The 12,881-nt window shown below is 72.0% G+C and carries 13 protein-coding genes; 7 read left to right on the top strand and 6 right to left on the bottom strand.

Annotated elements, in window-relative coordinates:
* The coding region (locus NGF19_RS29065) for an MMPL family transporter (protein WP_252428701.1) at positions 1–627 on the bottom strand (627 nt) is incomplete at its 3' end.
* Between the two features lie 129 nt (positions 628–756).
* Between NGF19_RS29065 and polX the strand changes: the two genes are divergently transcribed.
* Positions 757–2,481, top strand: a complete 1,725-nt coding sequence (gene polX, locus NGF19_RS29060) for a DNA polymerase/3'-5' exonuclease PolX (RefSeq protein WP_252428699.1) — start codon at positions 757–759, stop codon at positions 2,479–2,481.
* Here polX and NGF19_RS29055 read toward each other — a convergent pair.
* The 3 genes from NGF19_RS29055 to NGF19_RS29045 all read right to left on the bottom strand — a co-directional run bounded on the left by NGF19_RS29055 (position 2,426) and on the right by NGF19_RS29045 (position 5,534).
* The gene (locus NGF19_RS29055) at positions 2,426–3,574 is read right to left on the bottom strand and encodes a CapA family protein (protein ID WP_252428697.1); all 1,149 of its coding nucleotides are present in this window, start codon (positions 3,572–3,574) and stop codon (positions 2,426–2,428) included. The genes polX and NGF19_RS29055 overlap by 56 nt on opposite strands.
* 333 nt (positions 3,575–3,907) lie before the next feature.
* Positions 3,908–5,209, bottom strand: a complete 1,302-nt coding sequence (locus NGF19_RS29050) for a phosphoribosyltransferase family protein (protein WP_252428695.1) — start codon at positions 5,207–5,209, stop codon at positions 3,908–3,910.
* Between the two features lie 13 nt (positions 5,210–5,222).
* The gene (locus NGF19_RS29045; protein ID WP_252428693.1) at positions 5,223–5,534 is read right to left on the bottom strand and encodes a dsRBD fold-containing protein; all 312 of its coding nucleotides are present in this window, start codon (positions 5,532–5,534) and stop codon (positions 5,223–5,225) included.
* 186 nt (positions 5,535–5,720) lie between these two features.
* Between NGF19_RS29045 and NGF19_RS29040 the strand changes: the two genes are divergently transcribed.
* Positions 5,721–6,095: a YchJ family protein gene (locus NGF19_RS29040; protein WP_252428691.1), complete on the top strand. Its 375-nt coding sequence runs from the start codon at positions 5,721–5,723 to the stop codon at positions 6,093–6,095.
* Between the two features lie 68 nt (positions 6,096–6,163).
* Here the strand turns inward: NGF19_RS29040 and NGF19_RS29035 are convergent, their stop codons facing one another.
* Entirely contained in the window at positions 6,164–6,865 is a 702-nt protein-coding gene (locus NGF19_RS29035; RefSeq protein ID WP_252428689.1) for a FadR/GntR family transcriptional regulator, read from the bottom strand.
* 131 nt (positions 6,866–6,996) lie between these two features.
* Here NGF19_RS29035 and NGF19_RS29030 point away from each other — a divergent pair, with 131 nt between their 5' ends.
* Positions 6,997–7,542 (top strand): gluconokinase, encoded by a 546-nt coding sequence (locus NGF19_RS29030; RefSeq protein WP_252428687.1) that lies wholly within the window; start codon positions 6,997–6,999, stop codon positions 7,540–7,542.
* Positions 7,543–7,615: 73 nt separating this feature from the next.
* Complete coding sequence (locus NGF19_RS29025; protein ID WP_252428685.1) at positions 7,616–9,013, top strand: GntP family permease; 1,398 nt, start codon at positions 7,616–7,618, stop codon at positions 9,011–9,013.
* A 59-nt stretch (positions 9,014–9,072) separates the two neighbouring features.
* On the opposite strand, the gene NGF19_RS29020 is transcribed toward NGF19_RS29025, so the two are convergent.
* The gene (locus tag NGF19_RS29020) at positions 9,073–10,728 is read right to left on the bottom strand and encodes an FAD-binding dehydrogenase (RefSeq protein ID WP_252428683.1); all 1,656 of its coding nucleotides are present in this window, start codon (positions 10,726–10,728) and stop codon (positions 9,073–9,075) included.
* Between the two features lie 223 nt (positions 10,729–10,951).
* Here NGF19_RS29020 and NGF19_RS29015 point away from each other — a divergent pair, with 223 nt between their 5' ends.
* The 3 genes from NGF19_RS29015 to NGF19_RS29005 all read left to right on the top strand — a co-directional run bounded on the left by NGF19_RS29015 (position 10,952) and on the right by NGF19_RS29005 (position 12,816).
* Positions 10,952–11,845: a DMT family transporter gene (locus tag NGF19_RS29015; protein ID WP_252428681.1), complete on the top strand. Its 894-nt coding sequence runs from the start codon at positions 10,952–10,954 to the stop codon at positions 11,843–11,845.
* A gap of 90 nt (positions 11,846–11,935) precedes the next feature.
* The gene (locus NGF19_RS29010) at positions 11,936–12,466 is read left to right on the top strand and encodes an NUDIX hydrolase (RefSeq protein WP_252428679.1); all 531 of its coding nucleotides are present in this window, start codon (positions 11,936–11,938) and stop codon (positions 12,464–12,466) included.
* Between the two features lie 53 nt (positions 12,467–12,519).
* Positions 12,520–12,816 (top strand): hypothetical protein, encoded by a 297-nt coding sequence (locus NGF19_RS29005; protein WP_252428677.1) that lies wholly within the window; start codon positions 12,520–12,522, stop codon positions 12,814–12,816.
* Positions 12,817–12,881: the final 65 nt, after the last annotated feature.

The raw sequence follows: 12,881 nt of genomic DNA, 5'->3' as shown, positions 1-12,881 counted from the left end.
GAGCGCGAGCAGCAGCGGGACGAGGGCCATCACCACGGAGCTGAAGACCAGCAGCAGGGTGACGAGGGTGACCGGGAGGGCGATCACCTCGGTGCGGGAGAGGTCGTCGCCGCGCAGCTTGTCGACGCCCTTGCCGATGGAGGGCGACCCCGTCTCCTCGACGCGCAGTGCGGGGTTGTTCCGCTGCACGGCGGCGGTCTGGGCGAGGAGCGGGTCGACGTGCTTCTTGCCGTCCAGTTCGGGGCCCTTGAGGGTGACGGTGACCCGCACCGCCGTACGGTCCTTGCTGTGCACCGGGGCGGCGACGGACCGTACCTCGGGCAGCCGGGCCATCCGGGCGGCGATGTCGGCGGCGGCCGAGTCGGCGGCCTCGGTGTCGAGCTTCCCGGTGCCCGGCTTGGCGGTGATGAGGACGTGTTCCACGGGCCGCTGCTGCAACCCGCCCTCGGCGGCGATCGCCTCGCCGCGTCCTGCCTCTCCGACGCGGTAGTCCTCGCTGGTCGCCGGGTGGGTGCCGACGGTGATGCCGATGCCGAGGCAGAGGACGACGAAGACGAGCCAGCCGACGATGCCCCGCCAGGGGTGGGCCGCGCTCCAACGAGCCATGCGTACAGGAAGGTTCTTCATGTCCTCCATGCTTCTCGCGGAGGGTGGGGCGGCGGCAGCGGCGACCGGTTGAACCCGGGGTCCACCAGGTGGTGGACCCCGCCCGGCTCCGTTGGCGGACAGGGGCGGCCGGTTCCTAGAATTCGAGATGTGGCCCGGCCCAACGAAGAGGTCGAGGGGCTCCTTCAGGAGTACGCGGACCTCATCGCGATCACGGGAGGCGACGCCTTCAAGGCGCGCGCCTACGAGAAGGCGGCGCGGGCGATCGGGGGGCATCCCGTCGACATCTCCCGGCTGGACGCCGAGGGGCTGCGGGAGATCCCGCATGTGGGCCGGTCGATCGCGGACAAGGTGGTCGAGTATCTGCGGACCGGCTCGGTATCGGCGGTGGAGGAGCGCCGCTCGAAGATCCCCGCCGGGGTACGCGCGCTCACCGCCATCCCCACGCTCGGTCCGAAGAAGGCGCTGCGGCTCTACGAGGATCTGCACATCTCCTCGGTGGACGAACTGGCCGCCGCCATCGAGGCGGACGCGCTGCACGATCTGAAGGGCTTCGGCGCGAAGACGCAGGAGAACATCCTGCACGGCATCACGCTCCTGCGGCAGGCGGGCGGTCGTATCCCGCTGCATGTCGCGATGCGGGACGCCGAGGACATCGTCGGCGAGCTGTCCGCGGTGAAGGGCTGCCGTCGCTGCGCGTACGCCGGGTCGCTGCGGCGGATGCGGGAGACCATCGGCGACATCGACGTCCTGGTCGCCGCGGCGCGGTCCGGCCCCTTCATGGACGCGCTCGCCGGGCTGCCGTCCACCGCCGAGGTGATCGCGCACGGGGCGAAGAAGACGTCGGTCCGCACCGCCCAGGGCATCCAGGTCGATCTGCGGGTGCTGCCGCCGGACTCGTGGGGGGCCGGGCTTGTGTACTTCACCGGTTCCAAGGCGCACAACATCCGTATCCGTACGATCGCCGTCCGCCAGGGTCTGAAGCTGTCCGAGTACGGGCTGTTCGACGCGGAGAGCGAGGAGTCCGTCGCCTCGCGTACCGAGGAGGACGTGTACGAGCGGCTCGGTCTGCCGTGGATCCCGCCCACGCTGCGGGAGGACCGCGGGGAGATCGAGGCGGCTCTGGGCGGTGAGCTGCCCGAGGTGGTGACCGAGCGGGACATCCGCGGTGATCTGCACACCCATACGGACCTCACCGACGGCCTCGCGTCGCTGGAGACGATGGTGCAGGCCGCGGCGGAGCGCGGCTACGCCTACTTCGCGGTCACCGATCACGCGCCCGGCCTGGCCATGCAGCGCATGACGGACGAGAAGATCCTCGCGCAGCGGGAGCAGGTGCGGGCGCTGGACGGCGTCCACCGGGGGATGCGGTTGCTGCACGGGACCGAACTCAACATCGGCCCCAAGGGCGAGGTGGACTGGCCCGATGAGTTCCTCGCCGGGTTCGACCTCTGTGTGGCCTCGGTGCACTCCCACTTCGACCTGGGCCGCGCGGCCATGACCCGGCGGTTCGTCCGGGTCTGCGAGAACCCGCACATCCAGATCATCGGTCATCCGACGACCCGGCTGGTCGGCAAGCGGCCCCCGGTGGACGCCGACTGGGACGAGGTGTTCGCCGCGTGTGCCCGCACCGGCACCGCGCTGGAGGTCAACGCCCAGCCGGACCGGCTCGATCTGTGCGACGAGGAGATCCTGCGCGCCCGCGAGTACGGGGTGAAGTTCGCCGTGAACACCGACGCCCACTGCGTGCCTCATCTCGCCTGTCTGCGCTTCGGTGTCGGCACCGCGCAGCGCGGCTGGCTCACCGCGAAGGACGTGGTCAACACCTGGCCGCTGAGCCGGCTGCGTCGGTTCCTGCGCAAGGGTGGAGCGTGAGGGTGTCGTCGGGGCCGTGGTCGACGCGGGTGTCCAGGTCCCGGCTGTAGGTGTCGAGGACGGTACGCAGCCATGCGGTGTCTGCGGCCGAGGCGTGCTCCAGGCGCATCCTGCGTGCCTGGAGGGGGACGATCCGGGTGTCGGTGAGCCGGCCGGTGTCCGCCTCGACCGTGACCAGGTAGAGCAGGCGCAGGTCGTCCCGGTAGCGGTCGTAGCCGCCGATGCCCTCGTAGTCGTCGACCAGGTCGCCGCAGCCGTACAGGACGAGCCGGTCGCGGTAGATCTGCAGGGGGCGCGGGTGGTGGGAGGAGTGCCCGTGGACGATGTCCGCGCCCGCGTCGACGAGTTCGTGGGCGAAGCGGACCTCCGCGTCGGAGAGGTCGTAGCCCCAGTTGGCGCCCCAGTGGACCGAGGCGATGACGAGGTCGCCCGGTTCCCGCACCTCCCGCAGTCGGTCGGCGAAGCTGTCGGCAGCGGCCGTCGACGGGCCCGCGACGAAGTCGACGCCGGACTGTTCGTCGGTGGCGGCCCAGCCGTGCGGGATGCCGCTGGAGGGCATGCCGAAGCAGAAGACCAGGACCCGTCCGCCCGTGTCCAGGGGGACGATCGCGGGGCGGCAGGCCGCCGCCGCGTCCCGTCCGGCGCCCGCGGTCCGCAGGCCCGCCGCGGCCAGGGCGTCGAGGGTCTCGGCCAGGCCTCGGCGGCCGAAGTCGAGTACGTGGTTGTTGGCGAGGGCGCAGACGTCGGGGCGGGCGGCGGCCAGGCAGGGCAGGTTGTCCGGGCTCATCCGGTAGTGGACGCCCTTGCCGGGGGCGAACTCCCCGGCCCCGGTGACGGCGGTCTCCAGGTTGATCACGCGGACGTCGGGCGCGGCCTCGTCCAGGACCGGCAGGGCCTCGCCCCAGGGCCAGCGGAAGTCGACGGGGCGCGGGATCGGGCCGTTGGCCACCTCGGCCAGGCCGACGTAGGACCGGGCGTCGTGGATGTATGTCTCCCGCAGGGCCGGGTCACCGGGGTGCGGGAGGATCTGGTCGACGCCCCGGCCGAGCATGACGTCACCGCCGAGGAACAGGGTGACCGCACCCGTGCTCATGCCTTCACGCTAACGCGCGGGGGGCCGGGCGTGAGGGCGACGGCCGAGCGACCACCCCCGGCGCGGAAGGGCACGTAGCGCGGCGCGTGCGGCGGCCAGGGCCTGTTCTGAGTTGCCCGTCGTTCGCCCGGAGGGCGGGCGGCGCGGCGTCTGGTGCTGGGGGCACCTCCCACGCCGTTCAGGCAGTGGGGGAGCCTCGCAAGGCGGAGGGTCGCCCGCGTACCGGACGTACGCGGGCGAGCCCGACAACGCGGCTGGGGGTCCCCCCTGCTCGAAGAGCTTGAGGGAGCCGTGCCAGGCGTCGCGCCGCAGGCGGGCAACTCAGAACAGGCCCTAGACATGCGCCGGTGCCATGTGGTCGGTGAACCAGTCGCGGGCCAGGTCGGTCACCGCCTCCAGCGCTCCGGGCTCCTCGAACAGGTGCGTGGCGCCGGGGACGACCGCGAGGCGGCTCTCGCAGCGCAGCCCGGTCTGTGCCTGCCGGTTGAGGTCCAGTACGGTCACGTCGGCGCCGCCCACGATGAGCAGCGTCGGGGACGTCACCGCGGGCAGCCGGGACCCGGCGAGATCGGGCCGGCCACCGCGGGAGACGACCGCGGCGACCTGGGTGTCGGGTTCCGCGGCGGCCCACAGGGCGGCGGCGGCACCGGTGCTGGCGCCGAAGTAGCCGATGGGCCTGCCCGCCGCCTCGGGCTGTGCGCGCAGCCAGGCGGTGGCGTCGGCGAGCCGTCCGGCCAGCAGACCGGTGTCGAAGACCTTGGCCCGGTCGGCCTCCTCGTCCTCGGTGAGCAGGTCGAACAGCAGGGTGCCGAGTCCGGCCCGGTTCAGGCCCTCGGCCACGAAGCGGTTGCGCGGGCTGCGCCTGCTGCTGCCGCTGCCGTGCGCGAAGACCACGATCCCGACCGCGTCCTCGGGCACGGTGAGCCGCCCCCGCAGCCGGACGACACCGGCCGTGATGTCCACCTCGCGGTCCCCGTGCCCGGCGGCGGACCCGCGCGCACGGCCGGTCGCCCGTTCGAGGCAGGCGGCGACCTCGGCGTCCTCGACCTGGGTGAAGTCGGCGTAGAACTGGCCGATCGCGTAGAAGTCCCGCGGTGTCTCCAGACAGACCAGGTCGTCGGCGTCCTCGCCCAGGCGGTCGGTCCAGTCCTGCGGTGCGACGGGGACGGCGAGCACGATACGGGCGGCTCCTCGGGCGCGGGCGATCCGGCAGGCGGCGCGCGCGGTGGACCCGGTGGCCACGCCGTCGTCGATCACGACCACGGTGCGTCCCGCGACCCCGATCGGCGTCCGCGCGCCCCGGTAGAGCCGGGAGCGGCGCTGAAGGATCTCACGCTCGCGCTCCTCCACCTCCGCCAGTTCCTCGGGGGTGACGCGCGCGTCCCGTACGACGGCGTCGTTGATGACGCGTACGCCGTCCTCGCCGAGGGCTCCCATCCCCAGCTCCGGCTGGAAGGGCACGCCCAGCTTGCGGACCAGGCAGACGTCCAGCGGCGCGCCGAGGGCCTCGGCGACCTGCGCGGCGACCGGCACCCCGCCTCTGGGCAGTCCCAGTACGACGACGTCCTCGCCCCTGAGACGGTCCAGGCGGGCGGCCAGTCGGCGCCCTGCTTCGAGACGATCCATGAAGAGCACGGCTTCGGCCTCCTCATTCCCTGGCGGACCAGAGCGGCGCGGGCGAGGGTTCCTCCAGCGCGCCGACGGCCTTGATGTCACCGGCGGCGGCCCTGATCAACTGGTGGCCCAGTGCCACCAGGGCGCGGCCGACGGCGAGTTCCTCGCCGATCTCGGGCACCGAGGTGTCGTCCGGGTTGCGATGGGCCTCGGCGTGGCTCTCCAGCACGGTGTCACCGGTGTTCAGGACGGCCCGGGCCGCGGTGTCGGGATCGTGTTCGGACAGGTAGAGACGCAGCGTCCACTCCTTGGCGGAGGCGGCCCCTTCGGCGGCGGCTCCGGTCATGATCCGTCCCTCCTCACGCGGTGCGGGACAAGGGGACCGGGCGCGTGGCCCTCTTCCACTGTGACTCCGTTGGACGGCTGTCGCACGGGGCGGGGCGGGGAATTCGGTACGGCGGGCGGTCCGGTACGGGGCGGTCGGGCGGGCCTGCCTGCGGGGCTTGCCCGGTCGGCGGGCAGAATGGCGGTCATGACCACGCGTTCCTGCCCGTGCGGCCTGCCCGAGGCGTTCGAGAAGTGCTGCGGCCGGTTCCTCTCCGGAGCCGCCGCCGCGCCGACGGCCGAGGCGCTGATGCGCTCGCGGTACAGCGCCTTCGTGCGCGGGGACGCGGCGTATCTGCTGCGCACCTGGCATCCGCGCACCCGGCCCGCCCGGCTCGACCTGGACCCGGGGACGCGGTGGACCGGCCTGGAGGTGCTGGAGACGACGGACGGTTCGGCGTTCCACACCACCGGGACCGTGACCTTCCGGGCGTCCTACCGGGGCGGCTCGCTGGACGAGCGCAGCCGGTTCGAGCGGGTCGACGGGGCGTGGGTGTACGTCGACGGGGACTTCACGGAATGACACGGAATGACACGGAATGACGTGGCCTGAAGCGGACTGATCAGTGGACCACTGATCAGTGGACCGGATCAGGGGGCCAGGACGTCCAGTTCGTGCAGCGCGCCGACGGTGATCTCACGGGTCAGTTGTTCCGCGCGGTTCGCGTCGCCGGTGCGGACCGCCTCCGCGACCTGGACGTGCAGGGTGACGGCGGCGGGGTCGGGGTCCTCGAACATGACGTCGTGATGCGTACGGCCGGTCAGGACCTCGGCGACGACATCGCCGAGCCGGGCGAACATCTCGTTGCCCGAGGCCGCGAGGATCACGCGATGGAAGGCCACGTCGTGGAAGAGGTAGCCCGCGAGCTGGTGGCCGCGGGAGTTGGCGACCATGCCGAGCGCGCACGCGGTGAGTTCGGCGCACTGCTCGGGTGTGGCGTGGTGCGCGGCCAGGGCCGCGGCGGCCGGTTCGACCGCCGAGCGCAGGACGGTCAGGGAGCGCAGTTGGTGGGGGCGGTCGGCGCCGGCCAGCCGCCAGCGGATGACCTGCGGGTCGTAGACGTTCCACTCGGCCTTGGGGCGGACCCGGACGCCGACCCGGCGGCGGGACTCCACCAGATGCATCGACTCCAGGACGCGGACCGCCTCGCGCATCACGGAGCGTGAGACCTCGAAGTGCTGTGCCAGTTCGTCCGTGCGCAGGACGCTGCCCGGCGGGTAGTCGCCCGCGGTGATCGCGGGGCCGAGGGTGTCCAGTACATGGCCGTGAAGCCCCCGGCCCGGTGTGCTCATGCACTCAGGGTACGGGGCGGATCACTCGATCAAAAGTCAGACTTATTCATCACATACTCTTGAATTCGTCGTACCTAATCGGTTTCAGTGGCGTCGACATCAGATGTCGACGAAGACAGCGAGAGCACACGATGCAGCAAGTGCGCACCCCCCATGTCGTGGTGGTCATGGGTGTCGCGGGCACCGGCAAGACCACGATCGGTCCCCTGCTGGCGGCCCGCCTCGGCGTTCCGTACGCCGAGGGCGACGACTTCCACCCCCCGGCCAACATCGCCAGGATGTCGGCCGGTGTGCCGCTGACCGACGAGGACCGTCGGCCCTGGCTGGACGCCATCGGCACGTGGGCGCACGGGCGGGCGGGGCTCGGCGGGGTGGTCAGCAGCTCGGCGCTGAAGCGGGTGTACCGCGATCGGCTGCGGGCCGCGGCTCCCGGTGTCGTCTTCGTGCATCTGACGGGCGACCGCGCGCTCATCGAGGACCGGATGGCACACCGGCAGGGGCACTTCATGCCCACGGCGCTGCTGGACTCCCAGTTCGCCACGCTCCAGCCGCTGGAGGCGGACGAGGCGGGGGTCGCGGTGGATGTCTCGGGCAGCCCCGAGGAGATCACCGCCCGCGCCGTGGCCGCCCTGCGCGACCTCGAACGCGTCGAGCCGCACGCACAGCCCTCGCAGTGACCCCCTCCCCCCTCGCGGGGGCGCACTTCCCCACCCGAAACCGAGAGTTCCTCTCCTCACCCAAGGGACACCCGTGACCAGACTCAGCGTCGAGATGCTGGCAGCGGACGCCGTCGAGCCGATCACGTCGGCGGGCCACGCTCATCTGGGCATCGCGGTACTGGCGGGCATCGCCGTCATCGTGCTGCTCATCACCAAGTTCAAGCTCCACGCCTTCCTGGCGCTGACCGTCGGCTCGCTCGCGCTGGGCGCGTTCGCCGGGGCGCCGCTCGACAAGGCGATCACCAGCTTCACCGCCGGGCTCGGCTCGACGGTCGCGGGGGTGGGCGTGCTGATCGCGCTGGGGGCGATCCTCGGCAAGCTGCTCGCGGACTCCGGTGGCGCGGACCAGATCGTGGACACGATCCTCGGCAAGGCACGAGGGCGTGCGATGCCGTGGGCGATGGTGCTGATCGCGTCGGTGATCGGGCTGCCGCTGTTCTTCGAGGTCGGCATCGTGCTGCTGATCCCGGTGGTGCTGATGGTCGCCAAGCGCGGCAACTACTCGCTGATGCGGATCGGTATTCCGGCGCTCGCCGGTCTGTCCGTGATGCACGGTCTGATCCCGCCGCACCCCGGCCCGCTGGTCGCGATCGACGCCGTCAAGGCGAACCTCGGTGTGACGCTGGCGCTCGGCGTCGTGGTCGCCATCCCGACGGTGATCATCGCCGGTCCGCTGTTCTCGAAGGTCGCCGCCCGCTGGGTGGACGTACCGGTTCCCGAGCGGATGGTCGCCACGCGCCCCTCCGAGGAGCTGGACCGGCGCCCCGGCTTCGGGGTCACGCTGGCCACGGTGCTGCTGCCGGTCGTCCTGATGCTGTCCAAGGCGCTGGTCGACATCGCCGTGGACGATCCCGCGCACACGGTGCAGCGCGTCTTCGATGTGATCGGCTCGCCGCTGATCGCGCTGCTCGCGGCCGTGCTCGTCGGGATGTTCACGCTGGGCCGCCCGGCCGGGTTCACCCGCGGGCGCCTCGCGGAGACCGTGGAGAAGGGGCTCGGCCCGATCGCGGGCATCCTGCTCATCGTCGGCGCGGGCGGCGGCTTCAAGCAGACGCTGATCGACTCCGGCGTGGGCCAGATGATCCTGGACATATCCCGGGACTGGTCGATACCCGCGCTGCTGCTGGCCTGGCTGATCGCGGTGGCGATCCGGCTGGCGACGGGGTCGGCGACCGTGGCGACCGTCTCCGCCGCGGGCCTGGTCGCCCCGCTCGCGGCCGACATGTCGACCACGCACACGGCCCTGCTCGTCCTGGCCATCGGCGCCGGCTCGCTCTTCCTGAGCCATGTCAACGACGCCGGGTTCTGGCTGGTCAAGGAGTACTTCGGCCTCAGTGTCGGCCAGAACCTGAAGACCTGGTCGGTCATGGAGTGCGTGATCTCAGTGGTCGCCGGGGCGCTGGTGCTGTTGCTGTCCCTGGTCGTCTAGGTGTTCTGTCCCGCGAGGCAGGCGGGACTTCCCCACAGGCCCTGGGGCCGGGCGGTCGGCTAGCCGATCGCCCGTGCCGCCGCACGGCCCGCCGTGCGGCCCGAGAACAGGCAGCCGCCGAGGAACGTGCCCTCCAGGGAGCGGTAGCCGTGGACTCCGCCGCCGCCGAAGCCCGCTGCCTCGCCTGCCGCGTACATGCCCGGCAGCGGGTCGCCGCCCTCGGTCAGGACCCGGGAGGAGAGGTCGGTCTCCAGGCCGCCGAGGGTCTTGCGGGTGAGGATGTTCAGGCGTACGGCGATCAGCGGGCCCGCCTGCGGGTCGAGGATGCGGTGCGGGGCGGCCGTGCGGATCAGCCGGTCGCCGAGGTATCTGCGGGCGCCGTGGATCGCCGTCACCTGAAGGTCCTTGGTGAAGGGGTTGCGGATCTCCCGGTCGCGCTCGACGATCTGGCGGCGCAGTTCGGCCTCGTCGACGAGCGGCTCCCCGGTGAGCGCGTTCATCCCGCGCACCAGCGCCCCCAGGTCCTTCTCCACGACGAAGTCGACGCCGTGGTCCATGAACGCCCGGACCGGGGCGGGGACCTCCGCGCGCGCCCGTCCGATCACGTCCCTGACCGACCTCCCGGTCAGGTCGGGGTTCTGCTCGGAGCCGGAGAGCGCGAACTCCTTGCCGATGATCTTCCGGTCGAGCACGAACCAGGTGTGCTCGTACCCGGTGTTCATGATGTGTTCGAGCGTGCCGAGGGTGTCGAAGCCGGGGAAGAACGGGACGGGCAGGCGTCGGCCGCGGGCATCGAGCCAGAGGGAGGAGGGGCCGGGCAGGATGCGGATGCCGTGGTTCTGCCAGACGGGGTCCCAGTTGTGCAGGCCCTCGGTGTAGTGCCACATCCGGTCGCGGTTGATCAGGCGGGCCCCGGCCTCCTCCGCGATGCCGAGCATCTTCCCGTCGACGTACGCGGGCACGCCGGAGACCATGTGCGCGGGCGGGCTGCCCAGCCGCTTCGGCCAGTGGGCGCGGACCAGGTCGTGGTTGCCGCCGATCCCGCCCGTGGTGACGATCACCGCCTGGGCCCGGAACTCGAAGGCCCCGGTGACACCGCGGCCACTGGCCCTGCCCCGCGGCGCGTCCGACGGTTCGAGGACCTCCCCGGTGACGGTGTCGACGGCGCCCGCGCTGCGCGCGAGCCCGGTGACACGGTGGCGGAACTTCAACTCGACGAGCCCGCGCGCGAGCCCGGCGCGCACCCGCCGTACGAACGGTTCGAGCAGGCCGGGTCCGGTCCCCCAGGTGATGTGGAACCGCGGCACCGAGTTGCCGTGGCCACCCGCGTCGTAGCCGCCGCGCTCGGCCCAGCCGACCACCGGGAAGAGGCGCACCCCCTGCCGGCGCAGCCAGGCCCGCTTCTCCCCCGCGGCGAAGTCGACGTACGCCTCGGCCCAGCGGCGCGGCCAGTGGTCCTCTGGGCGGTCGAATCCGGCCGTGCCCATCCAGTCCTGGAGGGCGAGCGCGTGGCTGTCCTTGATCCCCAGTCGGCGCTGTTCGGGCGAGTCCACGAGGAAGAGGCCGCCGAAGGACCAGAACGCCTGGCCGCCCAGCGACTGCTCCGGCTCCTGGTCGAGGACGATCACCTTCCGCCCGGCGTCGACGAGTTCCGCGGCGGCCGTGAGTCCGGCGAGGCCCGCCCCGATCACGATGACATCAGCGTCGTAGGCCATGCGCCCGTCCTCTCACGTCACGGTGACCACCGGTCGGTGGGTGGGGTGTTCGTACGTGGTCGTACGTGGTTACCGACGGGTCAGATCCTTGGGCAGAAGCCGTGACCACGTCAACCGTCCGGTGCGCCCGGAGTCCGCCGAGCACGGGCGGGGCGCGGCCGGGAGCGCTACAGTCGGCGTGATACGCACTCCCGTGACCCCGCTGGACTATTGAGGTACGCGCGTGTCGGTACTGGTTCTGGCTCTCTCCGTGAGCGCGGCCTTCTGCCTGGGCACCGGATTCGTGTTCCAGCAGAGCGCCGCCCAGCAGGCACCGCTGAGCGACTTCCTCTCCCCCCGGCTGCTGCTCGACCTCATGAAGGTCCGGCGGTGGCTCGCAGGCCTGGCGCTGATGGTGACGGGCATGGTGCTCAGCGCGCTCGCGCTCACCCACGGTCAGATCTCCCTGGTCGAGCCACTGGTGGCGACCAACCTGCTGTTCGCCATGGCCCTGTCACGCCACCAGACCAGACAGCCCCTGGGCCGCCAGGGCTGGGGCGGGCTCGTCCTGCTCGCCGGAGGCGTCACGGCCTTCATCGTGGCGGGCCGGCCCGAAGCGGGTACCGCGATCGCCGATCCGCTCCGGCACTGGCTGATCATCGGCGTGATGGTGGGCCTCGCGTTGCTGCTGGCGACCTGGGCGAAGAAGACGCGGTTCATCATCGGACCGGTGCTGCTGGCCGTGGCGGCCGGACTCCTCTACGGCGTGCAGGACGCGCTCACCCGGGTCAGCGGGCAGCGGTTCACCGCGGGCGGCTTGGCGGCGCTCGTCATCTCCTGGCAGCCGTACGCCGTGGTGGTGATCGGCGTCATGGGCCTGGTGCTGGTGCAGAGCGCGTTCGAGACGGCACCGCTGCGGATGTCCCTGCCCGCGCTCACCGCGTCCCAGCCGCTGGCCGGGATCGTCTGCGGGGTGGGCTTCCTCGGCGACCGGCTGCGCACCAGCACGGGCGCGCTGGCCTGGCAGGCGACGGGGCTCGCCGCGATCGTCCTCGGCATCGTGCTGCTCGGGATGCACCCCGCCATGCCACGGGGAACGGCCGCCCCGCACCGGCACAAGAACCTGCAGCCGAGATGAGCGCGGGCCTCGATCAGCCTGCCCGCGGTCTACACGCGGCCTACCCGCGGCCTGCCCGCGGTCTGCCCGCGGTCTGCTTGGATGGGCCGTATGAGCGCCGCTGACGAACTCCTCGACATCGTGGACGAGAACGACAGGGTCATCGGGCAGTCGCCCCGCGGCGAGGCGTACGCGCGCGGGCTGCGCCACCGATGCGTGTTCATCCAGGTGCGCGACGCCGAGGGCCGCCTCTTCGTCCACCGCCGCACCGCCACCAAGCTGGTCTTCCCCTCCCTGTACGACATGTTCGTGGGCGGGGTGGTCGGCGCGGGCGAGAGCTACGACGACGCCGCCCTGCGGGAGGCCGAGGAGGAACTCGGCGTCAGCGGGCTGCCCCGGCCGAAGCCGCTGTTCACGTTCCTGTACGGCGGCGGCGCGGGCCGGACCTGGTGGTCCGCGGTCTACGAGGTCCGCTGCGAGCTGCCCGTGGACCCCCAGGCCGAGGAGGTCGCCTGGCACGCCTTCCTGCCCGAGGACGAGGTGGAGCGCCGTCTGTCGGACCGGGAGTGGGTCCCGGACGGGCTGGCCGCGTACGAGCGACTCAAGGAGTACCGCCGAGCCGGACAAGTCCCGTTTGGCTAGCCTGGGAGGCGAGGCACGGCAGGACTGCTGCCGAGAAGGTGAAGGTGAGCGCCATGAGCACCCCCCACCGCGACCACACCGCACACCGCCACAGCCACGGCCCGGCCTGCGGGCACGACGCCGTGCCGCACGGCGACCACGTCGACTACGCGCACGACGGGCATCTGCACCGCGAGCACCAGGGCCACTGGGACGAGTGCGAGCCCAGCCGGCACGTCTCGCACCAGGGGCACGAGCACCAGCACGGCGAGGGCTGCGGACATCGTCCCGTCCAGCACGGCGACCACGTCGACTACCTCCACGACGGCCATCGGCACGCCCGGCACGAAGGCCACTGGGACGATCACTGACGATCACTGACGACCGCCGGCGATCGGGAACACTGGGCTTCGCCTGTCACCCTTGACGACGACCC

Source organism: Streptomyces macrolidinus, from assembly GCF_023887685.1.
Lineage (GTDB): Bacteria > Actinomycetota > Actinomycetes > Streptomycetales > Streptomycetaceae > Streptomyces > Streptomyces macrolidinus.
Note: the sequence above shows the minus strand (reverse complement) of the source record. Positions and strands in the feature narration are given on the sequence as shown.

What these genes read in the sequence shown, in the direction of transcription:
- NGF19_RS29005 (WP_252428677.1), top strand. Translation starts at nt 12,520, where the DNA reads ATGAGCACCCCCCACCGCGACCACACCGCACACCGCCACAGCCACGGC.
- NGF19_RS29010 (WP_252428679.1), top strand. Translation starts at nt 11,936, where the DNA reads ATGAGCGCCGCTGACGAACTCCTCGACATCGTGGACGAGAACGACAGG.
- NGF19_RS29040 (WP_252428691.1), top strand. Translation starts at nt 5,721, where the DNA reads ATGACCACGCGTTCCTGCCCGTGCGGCCTGCCCGAGGCGTTCGAGAAG.
- NGF19_RS29020 (WP_252428683.1), bottom strand. Translation starts at nt 10,728, where the DNA reads ATGGCCTACGACGCTGATGTCATCGTGATCGGGGCGGGCCTCGCCGGA.
- NGF19_RS29035 (WP_252428689.1), bottom strand. Translation starts at nt 6,865, where the DNA reads ATGAGCACACCGGGCCGGGGGCTTCACGGCCATGTACTGGACACCCTC.
- NGF19_RS29030 (WP_252428687.1), top strand. Translation starts at nt 6,997, where the DNA reads ATGCAGCAAGTGCGCACCCCCCATGTCGTGGTGGTCATGGGTGTCGCG.
- NGF19_RS29055 (WP_252428697.1), bottom strand. Translation starts at nt 3,574, where the DNA reads ATGAGCACGGGTGCGGTCACCCTGTTCCTCGGCGGTGACGTCATGCTC.
- NGF19_RS29045 (WP_252428693.1), bottom strand. Translation starts at nt 5,534, where the DNA reads ATGACCGGAGCCGCCGCCGAAGGGGCCGCCTCCGCCAAGGAGTGGACG.